Here is a 17,492-nt window from a genome sequence, read left to right on the forward strand (position 1 = left end):
GTATCGCCGTGTCTCTTTTTAATTACCATAAGCCATATAAATTCTATCCATTAAAAAAAGCCCATATCCCCCAACGGTATATTACTGCCATCAGTATGAACACACACATCACCTGGTAAACATAAACAACTCCACCAATGCTCGACTGTATTTTCAGTCGGGCATTTTTGCGTCTTTTTTTAAATTATTTCAAAAAGTTTCTCAAAAGTTTGGCAGTTTTGCAATTCTCACCGTAATAGTGGTGAAAGGGAAACAGCGGAGTCACCACCCGAAAGGGGGTGAGAATGTGAAACCTAACAGCCATGAGCAAGACAAGCGACATGCCTTTGACAGCTTTTGCAAAAAGATACTCAAACATGAGGCAAGGGATTATTACGATGAGCTGAAACGGCAACGTGGTCGAGAAACAACTTTTTCAGATTTATCAGCAAAGGAAATGGAACAGCTATATACAGAGGATAAATACTTTGTTATCGAACAAGTTTTTAATGTTTTAGGTCTTGATGTTATTGTTACTGATTGTGTTATTGCAGGTGCATTAGAAAATTTACCAGAACGCAAGCGAGATATTATCTTGCTTTCCTATTTCCTTGAATTATCTGACCGAGAAATCGGGGACAAGCTGAATATGCTACGTTCTACTGTTCAGTACCAAAGAACAAGCACCCTACAGAAGTTAAAAAAATTTATGGAGGTAGATATCTATGAGCAACAAGAAAAGAAATAATCATTTGCTTTCCTACCCTGTTATTGTATTAGCCTCTGGTGGCGATGTAGATGCTATCAATGCCGTTCTGAAACATTATGAAGGGTACATCGCTGCATTGTCTATGAGGACATTTTACGACGAAGGTGGCAATCCGCATTTATGTGTAGATGATGTATTACGCCGTAGATTAGAAACTAAACTGATAACCAAAATCTTAACTTTTAATGCGGCTTAATAGATAAATCTATGGAGAAGTACGCTCCCCCTTTCCGTACTTCCTATCCATAGTTTTGTTATTAGATAAATGTTCCTTGACAAAGAAAGCAAGTCAGACAACGGCTTTGCAGTATAAGGTAAAACGGATACATTCCATTTATATCGAGCCAAGTGGCTGATACGCCATGACCTCTGTTTAGAGCGAGCGAACTATATCAAGCCACAAAACAAATATGGCAGTTTGTAGGCGAGGACATATAAATGGGATAATGATACTCCCCTATAGCCACCGTCCGAGCGTTAAAAGCGTCGCAGGCAATGGGTAGGGTTTCGGCAGACCGTCGAAAGGGTGAAATTCCCGTGGAGCTGTGCCAATAGCCGTTCGTTTAACCATATAGTTTTTAAGAAAGAGTTTAGCTAGAAAGGAGATGAAAAAGCATGAGTGACTGCGTTATGCGTGGAGATATTTTTTATGCCAGCCTAAATCATGGAATTGGTTCAGAGCAGAGGGGATACCGACCAGTCCTCATCATTCAAAATAATATGGGTAATAAGTTTAGTCCAACAGTTATCGTAGCAGTAATCACAGGTAAGGTTCACTACAAAGCTAGACTACCTACCCATTGTCTACTAAACCTCTCTCCTACATTATCAATTCCATCAATGGTCTTGTTGGAGCAGATCATTACAATAGATAAAAGACGTTTGAAAAAATATGCAGGTAGAATTAGCGAAGAAGAAATTATCTTAATCAATAAGGCTCTCTCAGTCAGTTTAGGATTGGAGGGCCTATAAATATACTCTTTTTTATCAATATATAGAATTGGATGCGATTGGAGAGAAAATCGACACAATTCACATAAAGTCAGAACCTATTTATACTGGAGGTATGTATTCACGGAGGTGTTTACAGATGGAAAATATTAGACCTGAACAAAAGAGGACTGAAATAAAAAATCCTTCTCCGAAAAAAGCAACCAAATATTCGCAATCAAAAGAATATGACACTTTCATTAACATACTGGCAACTGTGGTGGAGAAGTACGGAGTTGAGATTTTAGAAGAAATAGATTGTGCTGTGTAATTTAACAGCACATTACATAGAAAACTCTCCATCTGTTTACCTAAATAAAAGGAGGTTTTGATTATGAGTAGAAGTGGAATGAAATGTGTTTTATATCCCCGTGTCAGTACAGAGATGCAGGTTGATGGATTTAGTTTAGATGGTCAGCTAACCAGTTTAAATCGTTTTGCAGACAGAGAAGAAATGGTAGTGGTAGATATTTATGAAGATGCAGGGAAGTCAGGAAAATCCATTGAGGCTAGACCTGCTTTTAAGAAGATGCTATCAGATATCGAAAATGGGTTACAGATAGATTATGTATTAGTATATAAACTATCACGTTTTGGAAGAAATGCGTCTGATATTTTAAATTCCTTAGAGTTCATACAATCTTATGGAATAAACCTAATATGTATAGAAGAAGGGATTGATTCATCACAGACAAGCGGAAAGCTACTAATATCAGTTCTTTCTGCTGTAGCTGAAATTGAAAGAGAAAATATCATTGAGCAGACAATGAATGGACGTAAAGAAAAAGCAAGGCAAGGTGGGTGGAATGGTGGATTTGCTCCTTATGGTTATTATTTAAAGGATAAGATGCTTTTTATTCAAGAAAAGGAAGCCGAGGCTATTCGCCTAATATATGATAAATTTGCAAATACAGATATGGGGTATGGTGGAGTAGCACAATATCTTAACTTTCAAGGTATTGAAAAGATTCAAAGACAGAATGGAAAACTTAAAGAATGGAGTGGCAGTTTTGTAAGGCAGATTTTAGACAACCCTGTTTATTATGGAAAGATTGCCTTTGGCAGAAGGGCAAGAGAAAAGATAAAAGGTACAAAAAATGAATATCGCCAAGCTTGGCAGGAAGATTATATTTTAGCTGATGGAAAACATGAAGCTATAATAAGTGAAGAATTATGGAATAAGGTTCGTGAAAAGCGTATAGAAACAGGAATAAAGCAACCTTCAAAAATAGGTAAAGATCGGGTACATTTATTATCAGGAATATTAAAATGTCCTATCTGTAAGGGACCTATGTACACCAATAAACATGCCTGGACAAATAAAGACGGTACATACAAAGAAGTGTATTATTATGTATGTAGCCGTAAACGAGCAGTTACAGGTAGAAGTTGTACTTATAAAGCAATGCTGAAGAAAACAACAATAGAACCTCTTGTAATTGAGTCTATTAGGGAATTGGTCAGTAATGAAACATTTGCAAAGGAAGTTAAAGCAAGAATAGGTACTCAAATTGACACTACAACAATTGATAACGAAATAAAAAATTACGAATCTAAACTCCGGGAGGTAGATTTGAATAAATCCCGTTTAGAAAATGAAATCGACACCCTACCAGAGGATGCTCGGCATCGTGAGAGAAAGTTACATGATATGACTATTCGCTTAAATGACCTGTATGATATAATGGTTGAGTTAGAAGAAAAGATTGAGGATGGGAAACTAAGACGGAAATCAGTTGAAAGAGATGCAATTACACTGGATAATGTTTATAAACTAATGATTAATTTTGAAAAGGTGTACGATAAAATTAATGATGAAGAACGGAAAGCTTTAGTATCTTCCTTAATTAAAGAAATTCAAATATATCCACGTGGTGAAACAGAAGTGCCGTTAAAGTCTATTTCCTTTAATTTTCCTGTATATAAGGACGGTCAGGAAGTGCAAGAACTTTTGTGGGACAAAGATATGCACGTGGAGACGGTAGTATTGATGTCAAGAAAATAGAATAAAGGCTTAAAAAAGTGCTGAAATTAAGGGCTTTTAGGATTTTTGAGTAAATCCTGAAAGCCCTATTTTTCTTGAAAATGCTGTTAGGGAATTGGTCGAAATTGAAATTTTCTAGGGTGTGTAGACAGTATGGTTATTTGGAGTGGAGTAGACAGAATGGATAACTATAAAAATAAACTAAAATATTGAAGAAATCAACTAAATAGGATATAATTATATTTAATTATCGTATAATTCTATAAAAGGAGATATCAGATGCTAATTAATAATCTGGAAAAAGACATAAAAGTTAAGTGTTTAGACATAGATATTACACAGGCAGAATTAGCCAAAAGGCTAGATAAGAGTGCTCAGACAGTAAATAAAATCGTTAAAAAAGGCGATGGACTTATAAATACAACCTTTATTGATATTATGGAAGAATTAGGTTTTGACATAGAACTGAATTATATAGAGAGGAAAAAGTAAAAATGAATAAACAACAATTAGCAAGCACGATTTGGGAATCAGCAAATCAGATGCGTTCAAAAATAGAGGCAAGTGAGTATAAAGATTTTATATTGGGATTTATTTTTTATAAATATTTATCGGAGAAAGAAGTAAGATTTTTCAAAAGCAAAAGTCTATCTCAGGAAGATATTACAAAGATTAATGAAGATGACGAAGAATATGCAGAATATGTAAGAAACAACATAGGTTATTTTATTTCCTATGAACACTTGTTTTCAACGTGGGTAAAAAAAGGAGGAGACTTTGAAATTGCCAATGTAAGAGATGCTTTATCTGCGTTTGATAGAAATATAGACAGTGTTTACAAAAAATTATTTGAAAATATCTTCAAAACATTAAGTGGCGGGTTATCTAAATTAGGAGAAAATGCACAAAAGCAAACAAAGGCAGCAAGGTCTCTTATTAATTTAATAAAGAGAATACCGATGGATGGAAGTCAAGATTATGATGTTTTAGGTTTTGTCTATGAGTATTTGATTTCTATGTTTGCCGCAAATGCTGGTAAAAAAGCAGGAGAATTCTACACACCTCATGAAGTATCTGTTTTAATGTCTGAAATTATAGCAGAAGAACTCAAAGGCAGAGAGAAAATCAAAATATATGACCCAACTTCTGGGTTTCGTGTCATAATAGTGATAGAGGCAAATAGTTATGTAAATATAAGGAGTTCAAGACTTCTACCAAAGTTTAAAACTCAAAAAATAAATAGTTGGTGTGCTGCTTAGAGTATCCATTTTAATAATGGGTATTGTAAATAGCATACCAATATAAATAAAGATTATAAATTTTATAAGGAGGATTTATGGATTGTATAGAAGCTCATAAGTATTCTTTTGCAAATAAAACTATGCTTAAAAATGAAAAGAAGTGTGGTTGTTTTTATTGTTGTAAAATCTTTTCTCCAAGTGAAATAGAAGATTGGTGTGAAGATGAACCAGATTGGACAGCTATTTGTCCATATTGTGGGATTGACTCTGTGATAGTAGAATCTATTGGATATCCACTAACAAAAGAGTCGTTAGAAAAAATGCACAAAGAATGGTTTTAGTAAAAATTTAATATGTAAATTTTAGACGATAGAAAGTAATAATTCTGTCGTCTTTTTTATTTCACAGAAAGGAGGTAAAGATGAATTTTGATTATTTCTATAATAGGCAATCTGAGATGTATAACTTCATTAGGTTACCTATGGTATTAATGGAAGATGAAATTTTTGAGAGTATTTCTATTGAATCTAAAGTTTTGTATTCATATATGCTTAATCGAATGGGTCTTTCATATAAAAATGGGTGGATAGATGAAGATGGAAAAGTTTTTATTTATTACACAATTGAAAGTATAAAAGATCAATTTAATTGTGCAAGTGAAAAAGCAAATAAATTAATAGCTGAGCTTGATATTAAGTCAGGAATAGGACTAATTGAAAAGAAAAGACAAGGACTTGGAAAGCCTAATAGAATTTATGTTAAAGACTTTATGAGCATATTTAATAATATGGAATTAAAAAATCAAGAAGTTCGAAAAACAAAATTCCAGAAGTTCGATAATCGAAATTCAAGAGATTCGAATATCGAAAGTCAAGATTTTCGAAAATCGGAAGGTAACTATAACAATATTAGTAATAATAAGTTAAGAAATAATGATTTTAGTAAAGGGCAAAAGCCTTATGGAATATATAAAAATATATTTTTAACTGATGAAGAATACAAGGACTTAACGAATGAGTTAGGAAGCAGAATTAGTGAATACATTGATAGGCTTTCGTCTTATATGAAAGCAAATAACAGAGTTTATCAAGATCACAAGGCAACAATAATTAATTGGTATCTTAATGATCAGGCAAAAAATATTAATGAAAATTCAACAAAAAAGATGAATTACGATATAGGAGAGAGTTTATGAAAAACTTAAAAGATTTTGTATTAAGAGAAAATGATATTGAAAGAAATGGACATATCTATTGCAAGGTATGTGGTACAAGAGTAGATGGAGAATTACTTGACCTTGGATTTACAAAGTTTATTCCTAGAATTAAATGTGAATGTGAAATAAAAAGAGATAAGGAAAACGAAGAAAGAGAAAGACTGATGAGAATATCGACATTGAAAAGAGATTGCTTCTCATCACCTATCCAACACAAATATAATTTTGAGAAATACTTAAATGAAAAAGGTCAAGCTTATAAAGTTGCTTATAATTATGCCAAAAGCTTTGAACAAATGAAAGAAGACAATGTTGGACTTTTATTTTATGGAGATGTTGGTAGTGGAAAAACTTATCTTGCTTGTTCAATTGCAAATGAATTAATTGAAAGAAAACAAGTTAGAGTTAAAATCATGAATTTATCCCAGGTTATAAATCAAATACAAAAATCAGCATTTAAGGTAGATTCAAACGAAATTATAAATAACCTATCTAATATTCCTTTATTAATCTTAGATGACCTTGGAATTGAAAGGGACACATCCTATGCAAGAGAACAAGTATATAACATTATAAACTCAAGATACTTAAAGGGTAGGCCGACAATTTTCACTACAAACTTATCATTAGAAATTATTCAAAATCCTAATATTGACCTTGAGTATCAGAGGATATATTCAAGAATACTTGAAATGACAATACCAGTTAAAGTTATAGGAGAAGATTTTAGAAGAAAAATCCATCAAGAGAAGTTAAGAAAATACAAAGAGTTACTTTTATATGGAGGTGGAATAGATGATTAATGAAGAAGTATCTAGGTCAAGTCTTAATCTTGAAGTAAGGCTTGCAAAAGCAACAAGTAAAGCAATTCTTGATGCTTTAAAGAAAGTACACAAGCAAATAGAAGAACAAGGAGGCTTAAAAAATGTAATAAAAAATAATGGAGAAGAAGTAAAACTAAAGGATATGGTTAAAAAGGGACAGTTAGAAGAAATTAATCTAAAAGATACTGAGTTAAAAGAACTAAAGAAAATTTTAAATAAACACAGAGTGAAGTTTTCTGTTATGAAAGATAAGGAAACTGGTAATCACTCTGTGTTTTTTCAATCTAAGGATATAAAGGTAATGGAACATGCCTTTAAAAAAGCAGTTAAGGCTTCTGAAAGAAAGGCCGATAGAAAAGATTCAATAACGAAGACTATAAATAAGTTTAAAGATATGGCTAAGGACACTATCAGTAAAGATAAAGTTAAAAATAAACATAAGGAGCAAAGCTTATGATAAGTAATTTAAAAACATTTGAAAATAAGAATTTTGGGAAACTCACTGTTATAGAAAAAGACGGTGAGTTTTTCTTTATAGCAAATGAAGTAGCAACTATGCTAGGATATGTCAATCCAAGAAAAGCTGTTTATGACCATGTAGATGAAGAAGATAAGGGTGTAACGAAATGGAACACCCCTGGAGGAATACAGAATATTTCAATAATTAACGAATCAGGATTGTATTCACTTATCCTTTCATCAAAACTACCACAAGCAAAAATCTTCAAAACTTGGGTAACTAGAGAAGTCTTACCGAGCATTAGAAAAAACGGAGGATATATAGCAAGTCAAGAAAAGAAAACTAATGAAGAGTTACTTGCAGATGCAATTCTTGTAGCCAATAGAATTATTGCCGAAAGAGAAGAAGAAATTGAAGAATTAAGACCAAAGGCAGATTATTATGACAAATTAGTAGATTATAACCTACTTACAAACTTTAGAAATACTGCCAAAGAGTTAGGAATACCACAAAACCAGTTTATAAGTTTTTTAATGGATAAAGGATTAATTTATAGAGATAAGAAAAAGAAACTCTTACCTTATGCAGATAAGAACAAGGGATATTTTGAAGTAAAAGAATGGGTTGATCCACTAGGTACACTTGTAGGAATACAAACATTTATAACACCAAAGGGAAGACACTACCTACTAATTTTATTAGATAGTGAAGGTTTCTACGATGAATAAGGTATTAGAATCTATTCTTTCTGATATTAAAAACTTAATTAAAATAGACAACCCAAAGAAATTTATATTATCAAACATTCCTTATCTATCATTCTTCTACATTGGAAATATTTTTTCTAAGCACATCAATTCTTATGTTGGAGGAGATATTATTGATAGATTAATGGTGGGAATTTCTGATATAGGAACTTTATCTTATATACCAAGCCTTAATCCAAGGGACTTGTTAGTAGGTATTTCAGTTGCTGGTCTTGTTAAGCTAATTGTTTACAGTAAAGGAAAAAATAAAAAGAAATATAGGCAAGGTAAGGAATATGGATCTGCAAGATGGGGAGAAAACAAGGATATTGCTCCATATATTGACCCTAAGTTTGAAAATAATGTTCTCATAACTAATACTGAAAGACTTACAATGAACTCAAGACCTAAAAACCCTAAATACGCTAGAAATAAAAATGTATTAGTAATAGGAGGTTCTGGATCAGGTAAAACGAGATTTTATGTAAAGCCAAATCTAATGCAAATGCACTCTTCCTATGTAGTAACAGACCCTAAAGGCACACTTGTGTTAGAGTGTGGAAAAATGCTTTATGAAAATGGATATGACATAAAGATTTTGAACACAATAAATTTCAAAAAGTCCATGAAATACAATCCTTTTGCTTATTTGAGAAGTGAAAAAGATATTTTAAAGCTTGTCCAAACTATAATTGCTAACACCAAGGGAGATGGAGAAAAGGCAGGAGAAGATTTCTGGGTAAAGGCTGAGAAGCTATATTACACTGCCCTCATCGGTTATATATATTATGAAGCACCTGAAGAAGAAAAGAATTTTAAAACACTCTTAGATATGATTGACGAAAGTGAAGTCAGAGAAGATGACGAAACCTATATGAACCCAATTGATAGGCTTTTTGAAGCTCTTGAAAAGAAAGATCCTACTCATTTTGCAGTTAAGCAATATAAGAAATATAAGCTGGCAGCAGGAAAAACTGCTAAGTCAATTCTCATATCATGTGGAGCAAGACTTGCACCTTTTGATATAAGAGAGCTTAGAGAACTAATGAGCGAAGATGAATTAGAGCTTGATAAAATTGGAGATAGAAAAACTGCTTTATTCGTAATAATATCAGATACAGATGATACCTTTAACTTTGTAGTCTCAATAATGTATTCTCAATTATTTAATCTACTATGTGATAAGGCAGATGATGTGTATGGTGGAAGACTTCCAGTTCATGTTAGGTGTCTACTTGATGAGTTTGCAAATATAGGATTAATTCCTAAATTTGAAAAACTAATAGCGACAATTCGTTCTAGAGAAATATCAGCAAGTATAATTCTGCAAGCACAATCTCAATTAAAAGCAATTTACAAAGACCATGCAGATACAATAGTTGGTAACTGTGACTCTACACTCTTTCTAGGAGGAAAAGAAAAAACAACAGTAAAAGAATTATCAGAAACATTAGGAAAAGAAACCATAGACCTATATAACACATCAGAAACAAGATCCAACCAAAAATCTTTTGGTCTAAATTACCAAAAAACTGGTAAGGAACTTATGAGTCAAGATGAAATAACTGTAATGGATGGTGGTAAATGTATATACCAACTAAGAGGAGTAAGACCTTTTTTGTCAGATAAATTTGATATTACAAAGCATAAGAATTACAAGTTATTGGAAGATTATGATAAGAGAAACTTGTTTGATGTGGAAGATTATCTAACAAGTAGAGATAAGGTAAAGTTAAAATCAAGTTATAAAATAAATAGGTTAAACATTTGAGTTTATGGAGAAAGTAAAATGTGTGAAAATAGAAAATCATCTTTAATTATATTAAATATAAATGGTGAGCAGTTTATTTTGGAAAGTGATACAGAACTCACAATGGATAAGAAAAATTATATTGAAGCAATATGTGAGACAATGTACGATGAAAGTAATGAATGGTATGAAGATATATATGATATGTCCCCATATGATATAGCTGAGCTATTTGAAAAAACAGTAAAAGAAGAAGTAGGAATAACTGTTACATTTAAAGCGATAGACCTTGAAGTATCGATTTTAGAAGATTAGAAATAAGGTATTAATAGGCGATAGAAATTAAAAACTCTATCGTCTTTTTTTATACTCAAAAATAGGAGGTTAAGATGGTAAGGATAAGAAGTCCCACTTAAAATAATTTAATATATAAGACATTTAGCGATTGAAATATAATTTCAGTCGCTTTTTTAATTGAAATTTATAGATTAAGGAGAAGAAATTAATGGATAGAGAAATGATAAATATTAATGCAAATTTAGTTAAGGAAGCTCTTTTTTCAGAATTTGAAAAAGATGGAGAAAGTGTTCAAGTAGCAAATTTTGCTCTTGTAAAAAAATATGGAAAGGGCAAAGAATATACAAATTGCTCAGTATATGGAGAAAAGGTAGAAATTGTAAAAGAATTTGAAAAAGGAGATCTAATCCATGTCTTTGGATATTTCAAAGAAAATAAAAAAGGAGATAAGGTCTACAAGAATTTTATAGTTAAATCACTAAACAAAATAGAAAATAAGAAAGAAAACGAGGAGGAATAATATGGAATTTTTTACAGCTGGAGTTGGAGTTTTAAAGACACTTGTAACTGCAATTGGTGCAGGTTTAGGAGCATGGGGAGTTATTAACTTGATGGAAGGTTATGGTAATGATAACCCTGGTGCTAAATCTCAAGGTATTAAGCAGCTTATGGCTGGTGGGGGAATTGTACTAATCGGTATTAAATTAATTCCACTACTTGCAAATGCTTTAAATTAGGAGAAAGTCTATGTTTGGTATCTTTGACAAGCTAACTGAATTTTTTAAGGATATGCTACTCGGAGGTATCAAAGCAAATCTTGAGTCCATGTTCTTAGATATAAACGACAAGGTAGGAGTTATTGCAACTGATGTTGGGAAGACACCAATGGGTTGGAATGGAGAAGTATATAACTTCATAAAAAACATTAATGACAATGTAATTGTTCCAATAGCAGGTCTTATCATAACAGCAGTATTATGTATTGAACTCATAAATATGGTTATGCAAAAGAATAATATGCATGATACAGATACTTTTGAGTTTTTTAAATACATTATAAAGATGTTTATAGCAGTCTACCTTGCAAGCCATGCCTTTGAATTTTCAATGGCAGTCTTTGATGTGGCACAAAATCTTGTAAACAAAGCGGCAGGGGTAATCAATACTTCTGCCACTGTTTCAGGAGATCAGATAGTTGCAATGGTTGATGTATTAAAAGAAAAAGAAATAGGTGAGCTTTTAATGATACTAGTTGAAACAAGTCTTGTAAGGATTGCAATTCAAGGAATATCACTAGTTATAACATTAATAGTATATGGGCGTATGTTTGAAATATATGTCTACTCATCAGTATCATCCATACCATTTGCGACTATGGGAAATAAAGAATGGGGTCAGATTGGAACAAATTATATCAAGGGACTTTTTGCCTTGGGACTACAAGGTTTGTTTTTGATGGTATGTTTAGGTATCTACACCGTTTTAATAAGGACGGTACAGGTTACAGATATTCACGCAAGCTTGTTTAGTATATTAGGATATGCTCTACTACTTGGGCTTATGATGTTTAAGAGTGGAACAGTTGCAAAAAGTATTATGAATACGCACTAGGAGGAATAAATGTTAAAAAAGAAAAATTGTGTTTTATTGGGACTTGGAATTTTATTGGGAGGAACTTATGAAATTTTAAAAGAGAAAAAAAGAAATGAAGAGATTAGAAACTTAAAGAGGAGAATAAATAGACTTGGAAGATGTCACAATGAATTTGTTATGTATCAAGGAGAATACAATGACAGAAATGAAGAAAAACAAGAAGAATTAGAAGAAAGAATTAGCTACCTAGAAGAAGAAACAACATCTAATTATGACCATATACTTGAACTTTCCAAAGAAGAAGTAGAGGGAGATTAAGATGGCGTATGTACCAATACCAAAAGATTTGGACAAGATTAAAACAAAGGTTGCCTTTAACTTAACTAAAAGACAACTTATAGGTTTTTCTGTGGCAGGACTAATTGGCATACCAACCTATTTATTTATGAAGAAATATCTACCTAATGATGTTTCAATCATTGTAATGCTAATAGTAACCCTGCCAATCTTTTTTATAACCTTATATGAAAAAGACACTTTAACTTTTGAAAAGTATTTTAAATTTTTCTATCTTCATAAGTTTTATCAACCAACTAAGAGAATAAGAAAGGAGGCATACCTTGAAGCAAAGAAAAAAGCAAATCAGCGACTTAAATCTAAGGGAAAAACAATTAAAAAAAGACCGAAAGGAAGTAAGAAGGCTAAAAACAAAGAAAGATCCAACAAATAGTCTTCTAAGTGTACTTTTAAAGAAAGAGAAGAAGAGATTTACTGTTGAGGATACAATTCCATATATAAGAATGTTACCAGAGGGCATTTGCCAGTTAGATGAAAAAAATTATTCAAAGACAATTTCTTTTCAAGATATAAATTACCAGTTGGCATTGGAAGAAGATAGAGATTTAATCTTTAACCAATTTGCCAACTTTTTAAATTCTTTTGATCCAAGTGTCCACATTGAACTTTCGTATGTAAATCAATTAGGAAGAAATAAAGACCTACAAGATGCAATTAAAATTGCTGATAAGGGAGACTTCTATGACGATGTAAGAAAAGAGTTTAGGGAGATGTTAAAGCTTCAACTTGCAAAGGGGAATAACGGACTTAAAAAGATGAAGTATATAACCTTTACAACAGAAGCCGATAACCTAGAGCAAGCACGAGCAAAGTTAAATAGACTTGAAGTAGATATTTTATCCAACTTTAAATCTATGGGAGTAAGAGCAGAAAGCCTTGATGGCGAAGAAAGATTAAGACTTGTTCACGATATGTTAAATCCAGACAAGAACTTTGATTTTTCATATAAAGATTTGAAGAAGAAAGAGTCTACAAAGTCACATATAACTCCCAATATCTTTAATTTTGCACCAGCAAATAATTTTAAATTTGGGAAATTCATTGGAGCAGTAAGCCATTTTCAAATACTTGCAAGTGAGTTATCAGACAGAATGTTATCTGAGTTTTTAGATATTGATGACAATATTTATGTAGCTTTTCATATAGATGTAGTTGAACAAGCAGAAGCTATTAAACTCATTAAGAGAAAAAACACAGACCTGGACAGAATGAAAATTGAAGAACAAAAGAAAGCAGTTCGTGCTGGATATGATATGGATATTATTCCTTCAGATATAAATACTTTTGGGGCTGATGTTAAGTCCATGTTATCTGACTTACAAAATAGAGATGAAAGGCTATTTGTAGTTACCATAGTAATGATGAATTTTGCAAGAACTAATCAAAAATTAGAAAACACTATTGCTCAAATATCATCGATTGCAAACAGACATAATTGTCAGGTAAAAAGATTATCTCATCAACAAGAACAAGGACTTGTTTCTGTCTTACCTCTAGGAGTTAACCAAGTCGAAATAAAAAGATTTTTAACTTCATCATCAACGGCAGTATTTATGCCTTTTACAACAGAAGAGCTATTTATTGATTCGGCAAATTCTTTGTACTATGGCTTAAATGCCCTTAGTCAAAACTTGATAATGGCAGATAGGAAGAAACTAAAGAATCCTAACGGATTAATATTAGGTACACCAGGTTCTGGTAAATCTTTCTCAGCAAAGAGAGAGATGGCAAATGCAATTCTTGTAACAGATGATGATGTAATTATTTGTGATCCTGAGGGCGAGTATTCAAACCTTGTAAAACAATTTAATGGAGAAGTTATTAAAGTTTCGGCAAAATCAAAGGACTACCTAAATCCATTAGATATTAATATGAACTATGGAGATGGGGACGCACCTTTAAAAGATAAGGCAAACTTCATAATGTCTATGCTTGAACTTGTAGTAGGAGGATCTGGTCTTACTGCTGCAGAAAAATCTGTTATAGATAGGTGCTTACCAAAGATATACCAAAAATATTTTGAAGACCCAAAACCAGAAAATATGCCAATATTAGGAGATTTATACGATATGCTCCTATCTCAAGAAGAGGGAGTTGGTAGGAAGCTCGCAACAGAAATGGAAATTTATGTTAAGGGAAGTCTTAATGTCTTTAATAATAGGTCAAATGTTGACTTAAATAGGCAATTGCTCTGCTTTGATATAAAAGAGCTAGGAACACAACTTAAAAAAATAGGTATGCTTGTAATTCAAGATCAAGTTTGGAACAAGGTTTCCCTAAATAGAGGAAGCAAGTCTACAAGATACTATATAGATGAGTTCCACCTTTTATTAAAAGACCCACAAACTGCTTCATATTCAGTAGAAATCTGGAAAAGATTTAGAAAATGGGGTGGTATTCCAACAGGTATAACTCAAAACGTAAAAGACCTTTTAACAAGTCAGGAAATTGAAAATATCTTTGATAATACAGACTTTGTTCTAATGTTAAATCAAGCATCTGGAGATAGGGATATTCTTGCTAAGAAATTAAAAATATCACCTTATCAGTTAAACTATATAACTAATTCAAACGCAGGTGAGGGATTACTATTCTTTGGAAATACTATTGTTCCATTTATAGATAAGTTTCCTAAAGACACCATGCTATATAAGCTAATGACAACAAAACCAGAAGAAGCTAAGTAGGTGTAACATGGATAAAAAACTAAAAAAAGATTTTCAAAAGAAAATTATACGAAATAGGGACGCTCCTGAAAAGAATATGGATAGTAAACTTGTTCATTCAGATGATTATACCAATAAGATTATTAAGACTAAGGATAGGTTCGGAGATAAAATTTCAGAAAAAGAATCTAAACTTATTCATGTGAATGTATTAGCTAAAGATCAAAAACAAGATAAACTAAAAGATTTTCAGAAGGCTAAAAACAAGGAAAGAATCAGAAAAGAAGTTTTAGAAAATAAGGATAAGGCTAATGAAGTTAAACAGACTAATCTTGAAATAAGGACAGATGAAAGCTTTAAACTTGATGAAGAGTTAGATGTAGACTTTAAAAAGGTGAATTTTGATAGTGAAAACAGTAGAAATATTAATTCTAATAAATTAACAACAGATGATATTTCAGCTAAGGCTCAACCAATAAGTAATAAGAAGGCATCAAGTAAAAGACAAGTTATCAAAAATTACGAGGATAAACTTATCCATAGTAAGGATAAATTCCAAGACAAAATAAACGAGAGAGAGTCTAAGCGAATCCACACAAGCGAAGATAAACCTATCGAAGCAAAGAAGAGTAGGAGAATATACAGAAAAGATAAGCTTGTTAAAGATGAAGTAAGTAAGAACGAGAGTAATACTAATATCGATAAGAAGCAAAAGCAGAAGCTTTATCAAGAAAAGAAGTTTAGAGATAAGGAAAAAATTTCTAAAGAGATAGATAAAGAAAATAAGCTAAGCGAAGTTGATACAGATAAAACTTTTGATAATTCTGAGCTTAAAGACAATAATCAAGAATTTATAAAAGATGAAAAAGAAACAAGCCTTAAACCTTCAGAACAAAAGAAAGTTAATAAAAAGAAGACTTACTACAAGAGAAAAAATTATGAAAGTGATAAATTTACTCGAAAGAGAATCGATGACTTAAAAAATGAATCTAAGAAAGTTACACCGAAAGATTCTAAGAAAGCACAAGATGTTAAAGACTTTATATCAGATAAAAAGATTGGAGAGCTTGAAAAGTCTAAAAGCAAGCTAAAGGATAATATTTTAAAGAATAAAACTAAAGGAAGTCTATCTTCTGGGGTTTTATTATCTGGAGCTAAGTCATCAGAGTTAGTGAGAGATTATCTAAGTTCAGGATCTGACAATACTGGTGTAGAATCTGGAGAAAAAGTCGCTAATGTAAGCTCTAAACTCCAGCATGGAATAAGGAAGTATAAGTTAGACAAAAAGAAAAAGTCCTTAAAAAAGCTATCTAAACTTGATAAAAAAATAAAAAAGAGAAAAAGCAAGTTGGAGTTTAAAAGTGGCTTGGAAGATTTAAAAAAGTCAGATGCCTATATAAAGAAAAATAGATTTAAGAAGTTTTACCAGAGAAAACAAATGAAAAGCATGATAGCTAAAAAGCACGAAACAAGACTTGTGGATAGAGTTAAAAAAGCTATTTTAAGTTTAGGTAAGGCTTCTAAAGAGCTAATCGTAAGAAAAAGTAAGATGGTTCTATTTCTAGTAATAGGAATAGGTCTTATGCTATCAATCATGATTGGTGGTGGAAGTGTTGGTATGAGTGGATTAAGTAACTCTGTTAACTCAGTAATGACAACAACATACCTATCACAAGATACAGTTCTAAGTGAAGTTAATCAAGAATTTTCATCAATGGAGTATGACCTACAATCACAAATCGAAAGTGTAAAGACAAGTCACCCTGGATATGACGAATATATCATAAACAAAGAAGGAGAAATTGGTCATAATACCCATGAACTTTTATCCTATATAACTTCAAGATGTGGAGAAGTAAAATCAGCATCTGAAGTAAAAGGAATTTTAAAAGATCTTTTCGATAAGATGTATAAGCTTGATTTTAAGGAAGAAATTGAAATTAGAACAAGAACAGTAGCAATAACAAGATATGATAGTCGTGGTAATCCTTATACTAGCTATGAAAAAGAAGAGTACGAATATAAAAAGTTAATTGTAACTTTAAAGAAAAAAGAAATGGATGAAGTTGTTAGGGAAATATTTAAAGATTATCCAGACAATGTAGTTCATTATGAAGCTCTTCTTGAAGCTAAGGGAAATATGGGAGATGTTTTTGGATCAGGTAATGGGGACTTAGGAGAAATAGTAGATAATCCAAACTTTGGAAATCCTGGTCTTGCTTTTGATTCAGCTACTGCAAAGGCTCTTTTTAATGAAGCAGAAAAACATATAGGCAAAAGATATGTGTTTGGAGCAAGTGGACCATCTAACTTTGACTGCTCAGGTTTTGTATGTTGGTCATTTACAAAGTCTGGTGTAAAGAGAATGCCAAGAACAACTGCATGGAGAATATACAAAGACTATTGTAATCCAGTAAGTCCAAGTGAAGCCCAACCTGGAGATATTATATTTTTCCACTCAACATATAACAGTGGAACTCCAATATCTCATGTAGGAATATACGCAGGTAACGGAATGATGATTCACGCAGGAGATCCAATTCAATACACATCAATAAATTCAAAATATTGGAAATCACACTTTTATGGGTTTGGAAGACCAAGATAGAAGGGAGATATT

21 protein-coding genes are annotated in these 17,492 nt (G+C 31.9%); all 21 read left to right on the forward strand.

All coding sequences use genetic code 11. The annotated features are described in order from the left end of the window. The first annotated feature begins 286 nt into the window (after window positions 1-286). The 21 genes from BUB47_RS08705 to BUB47_RS08800 all read left to right on the forward strand — a co-directional run bounded on the left by BUB47_RS08705 (window position 287) and on the right by BUB47_RS08800 (window position 17,480). Window positions 287-727 (forward strand): RNA polymerase sigma factor, encoded by a 441-nt coding sequence (locus tag BUB47_RS08705; RefSeq protein WP_073185478.1) that lies wholly within the window; start codon window positions 287-289, stop codon window positions 725-727. Next, window positions 705-944, forward strand: a complete 240-nt coding sequence (locus tag BUB47_RS08710; protein ID WP_073185480.1) for a helix-turn-helix domain-containing protein — start codon at window positions 705-707, stop codon at window positions 942-944. Before BUB47_RS08705 ends, BUB47_RS08710 begins: the two co-directional genes overlap by 23 nt. A 419-nt stretch (window positions 945-1,363) precedes the next feature. Next, a complete protein-coding gene (locus tag BUB47_RS08715) occupies window positions 1,364-1,720 on the forward strand; it encodes a type II toxin-antitoxin system PemK/MazF family toxin (RefSeq protein WP_073185482.1) in 357 nt (118 codons plus the stop codon). Window positions 1,721-1,838: 118 nt separating this feature from the next. Beyond that, entirely contained in the window at window positions 1,839-2,009 is a 171-nt protein-coding gene (locus tag BUB47_RS10030) for a hypothetical protein (protein WP_159430548.1), read from the forward strand. A 63-nt stretch (window positions 2,010-2,072) separates the two neighbouring features. After that, on the forward strand, window positions 2,073-3,743 hold the full coding sequence (locus BUB47_RS08720) for a recombinase family protein (protein ID WP_073185484.1): 1,671 nt from the start codon (window positions 2,073-2,075) through the stop codon (window positions 3,741-3,743). A 258-nt stretch (window positions 3,744-4,001) separates the two neighbouring features. Then, window positions 4,002-4,214, forward strand: a complete 213-nt coding sequence (locus BUB47_RS08725; protein WP_073185486.1) for a MarR family transcriptional regulator — start codon at window positions 4,002-4,004, stop codon at window positions 4,212-4,214. 2 nt (window positions 4,215-4,216) lie between these two features. Further along, entirely contained in the window at window positions 4,217-4,981 is a 765-nt protein-coding gene (locus BUB47_RS08730; protein ID WP_083529187.1) for an N-6 DNA methylase, read from the forward strand. Between the two features lie 77 nt (window positions 4,982-5,058). Next, complete coding sequence (locus BUB47_RS08735; protein ID WP_073185488.1) at window positions 5,059-5,304, forward strand: cytoplasmic protein; 246 nt, start codon at window positions 5,059-5,061, stop codon at window positions 5,302-5,304. An 80-nt stretch (window positions 5,305-5,384) separates the two neighbouring features. Continuing rightward, window positions 5,385-6,158: a replication initiator protein A gene (locus tag BUB47_RS08740; RefSeq protein WP_073185490.1), complete on the forward strand. Its 774-nt coding sequence runs from the start codon at window positions 5,385-5,387 to the stop codon at window positions 6,156-6,158. Continuing rightward, on the forward strand, window positions 6,155-6,982 hold the full coding sequence (locus BUB47_RS08745) for an ATP-binding protein (RefSeq protein ID WP_073185492.1): 828 nt from the start codon (window positions 6,155-6,157) through the stop codon (window positions 6,980-6,982). The genes BUB47_RS08740 and BUB47_RS08745 overlap by 4 nt, the downstream gene beginning before the upstream one ends. Then, the gene (locus BUB47_RS08750) at window positions 6,975-7,460 is read left to right on the forward strand and encodes a PcfB family protein (protein ID WP_073185494.1); all 486 of its coding nucleotides are present in this window, start codon (window positions 6,975-6,977) and stop codon (window positions 7,458-7,460) included. Before BUB47_RS08745 ends, BUB47_RS08750 begins: the two co-directional genes overlap by 8 nt. Next, the gene (locus tag BUB47_RS08755; protein WP_073185496.1) at window positions 7,457-8,191 is read left to right on the forward strand and encodes a phage antirepressor KilAC domain-containing protein; all 735 of its coding nucleotides are present in this window, start codon (window positions 7,457-7,459) and stop codon (window positions 8,189-8,191) included. Before BUB47_RS08750 ends, BUB47_RS08755 begins: the two co-directional genes overlap by 4 nt. Next, window positions 8,184-9,980 (forward strand): VirD4-like conjugal transfer protein, CD1115 family, encoded by a 1,797-nt coding sequence (locus tag BUB47_RS08760; protein WP_073185498.1) that lies wholly within the window; start codon window positions 8,184-8,186, stop codon window positions 9,978-9,980. Before BUB47_RS08755 ends, BUB47_RS08760 begins: the two co-directional genes overlap by 8 nt. Before the next feature lie 18 nt (window positions 9,981-9,998). Continuing rightward, on the forward strand, window positions 9,999-10,274 hold the full coding sequence (locus tag BUB47_RS08765; RefSeq protein ID WP_002839727.1) for a hypothetical protein: 276 nt from the start codon (window positions 9,999-10,001) through the stop codon (window positions 10,272-10,274). A 190-nt stretch (window positions 10,275-10,464) separates the two neighbouring features. Further along, window positions 10,465-10,776 (forward strand): single-stranded DNA-binding protein, encoded by a 312-nt coding sequence (locus tag BUB47_RS08770; RefSeq protein ID WP_073185499.1) that lies wholly within the window; start codon window positions 10,465-10,467, stop codon window positions 10,774-10,776. A 1-nt stretch (window position 10,777) separates the two neighbouring features. Beyond that, a complete protein-coding gene (locus BUB47_RS08775) occupies window positions 10,778-10,993 on the forward strand; it encodes a Maff2 family mobile element protein (protein WP_000394204.1) in 216 nt (71 codons plus the stop codon). A 10-nt stretch (window positions 10,994-11,003) separates the two neighbouring features. Continuing rightward, window positions 11,004-11,867 carry a VirB6/TrbL-like conjugal transfer protein, CD1112 family gene (locus tag BUB47_RS08780; protein ID WP_073185501.1) on the forward strand — a complete coding sequence of 288 codons (864 nt, stop codon included), beginning with the start codon at window positions 11,004-11,006 and terminating at the stop codon, window positions 11,865-11,867. A 9-nt stretch (window positions 11,868-11,876) separates the two neighbouring features. Then, complete coding sequence (locus tag BUB47_RS08785) at window positions 11,877-12,167, forward strand: hypothetical protein (RefSeq protein ID WP_073185503.1); 291 nt, start codon at window positions 11,877-11,879, stop codon at window positions 12,165-12,167. 1 nt (window position 12,168) lies between these two features. Next, window positions 12,169-12,579: a PrgI family protein gene (locus BUB47_RS08790; RefSeq protein WP_004827263.1), complete on the forward strand. Its 411-nt coding sequence runs from the start codon at window positions 12,169-12,171 to the stop codon at window positions 12,577-12,579. Beyond that, complete coding sequence (locus BUB47_RS08795; protein WP_013315073.1) at window positions 12,470-14,893, forward strand: VirB4-like conjugal transfer ATPase, CD1110 family; 2,424 nt, start codon at window positions 12,470-12,472, stop codon at window positions 14,891-14,893. Before BUB47_RS08790 ends, BUB47_RS08795 begins: the two co-directional genes overlap by 110 nt. 7 nt (window positions 14,894-14,900) lie before the next feature. Beyond that, window positions 14,901-17,480 (forward strand): C40 family peptidase, encoded by a 2,580-nt coding sequence (locus tag BUB47_RS08800; RefSeq protein WP_073185505.1) that lies wholly within the window; start codon window positions 14,901-14,903, stop codon window positions 17,478-17,480. Window positions 17,481-17,492 lie beyond the last annotated feature (12 nt).

Origin of the sequence: Anaerosphaera aminiphila DSM 21120, from assembly GCF_900129925.1 — a bacterium.
GTDB classification, from domain to species: domain Bacteria; phylum Bacillota; class Clostridia; order Tissierellales; family Peptoniphilaceae; genus Anaerosphaera; species Anaerosphaera aminiphila.

Excerpts from the sequence above, each read along its gene's own strand:
- BUB47_RS10030 (WP_159430548.1), top strand. The coding sequence starts at position 1,839 with ATGGAAAATATTAGACCTGAACAAAAGAGGACTGAAATAAAAAATCCT.
- BUB47_RS08730 (WP_083529187.1), top strand. The coding sequence starts at position 4,217 with ATGAATAAACAACAATTAGCAAGCACGATTTGGGAATCAGCAAATCAG.
- BUB47_RS08755 (WP_073185496.1), top strand. The coding sequence starts at position 7,457 with ATGATAAGTAATTTAAAAACATTTGAAAATAAGAATTTTGGGAAACTC.
- BUB47_RS08715 (WP_073185482.1), top strand. The coding sequence starts at position 1,364 with ATGAGTGACTGCGTTATGCGTGGAGATATTTTTTATGCCAGCCTAAAT.
- BUB47_RS08740 (WP_073185490.1), top strand. The coding sequence starts at position 5,385 with ATGAATTTTGATTATTTCTATAATAGGCAATCTGAGATGTATAACTTC.
- BUB47_RS08745 (WP_073185492.1), top strand. The coding sequence starts at position 6,155 with ATGAAAAACTTAAAAGATTTTGTATTAAGAGAAAATGATATTGAAAGA.
- BUB47_RS08765 (WP_002839727.1), top strand. The coding sequence starts at position 9,999 with ATGTGTGAAAATAGAAAATCATCTTTAATTATATTAAATATAAATGGT.
- BUB47_RS08770 (WP_073185499.1), top strand. The coding sequence starts at position 10,465 with ATGGATAGAGAAATGATAAATATTAATGCAAATTTAGTTAAGGAAGCT.
- BUB47_RS08735 (WP_073185488.1), top strand. The coding sequence starts at position 5,059 with ATGGATTGTATAGAAGCTCATAAGTATTCTTTTGCAAATAAAACTATG.
- BUB47_RS08800 (WP_073185505.1), top strand. The coding sequence starts at position 14,901 with ATGGATAAAAAACTAAAAAAAGATTTTCAAAAGAAAATTATACGAAAT.
- BUB47_RS08720 (WP_073185484.1), top strand. The coding sequence starts at position 2,073 with ATGAGTAGAAGTGGAATGAAATGTGTTTTATATCCCCGTGTCAGTACA.
- BUB47_RS08790 (WP_004827263.1), top strand. The coding sequence starts at position 12,169 with ATGGCGTATGTACCAATACCAAAAGATTTGGACAAGATTAAAACAAAG.
- BUB47_RS08760 (WP_073185498.1), top strand. The coding sequence starts at position 8,184 with ATGAATAAGGTATTAGAATCTATTCTTTCTGATATTAAAAACTTAATT.
- BUB47_RS08725 (WP_073185486.1), top strand. The coding sequence starts at position 4,002 with ATGCTAATTAATAATCTGGAAAAAGACATAAAAGTTAAGTGTTTAGAC.
- BUB47_RS08775 (WP_000394204.1), top strand. The coding sequence starts at position 10,778 with ATGGAATTTTTTACAGCTGGAGTTGGAGTTTTAAAGACACTTGTAACT.
- BUB47_RS08785 (WP_073185503.1), top strand. The coding sequence starts at position 11,877 with ATGTTAAAAAAGAAAAATTGTGTTTTATTGGGACTTGGAATTTTATTG.
- BUB47_RS08780 (WP_073185501.1), top strand. The coding sequence starts at position 11,004 with ATGTTTGGTATCTTTGACAAGCTAACTGAATTTTTTAAGGATATGCTA.
- BUB47_RS08710 (WP_073185480.1), top strand. The coding sequence starts at position 705 with ATGAGCAACAAGAAAAGAAATAATCATTTGCTTTCCTACCCTGTTATT.
- BUB47_RS08750 (WP_073185494.1), top strand. The coding sequence starts at position 6,975 with ATGATTAATGAAGAAGTATCTAGGTCAAGTCTTAATCTTGAAGTAAGG.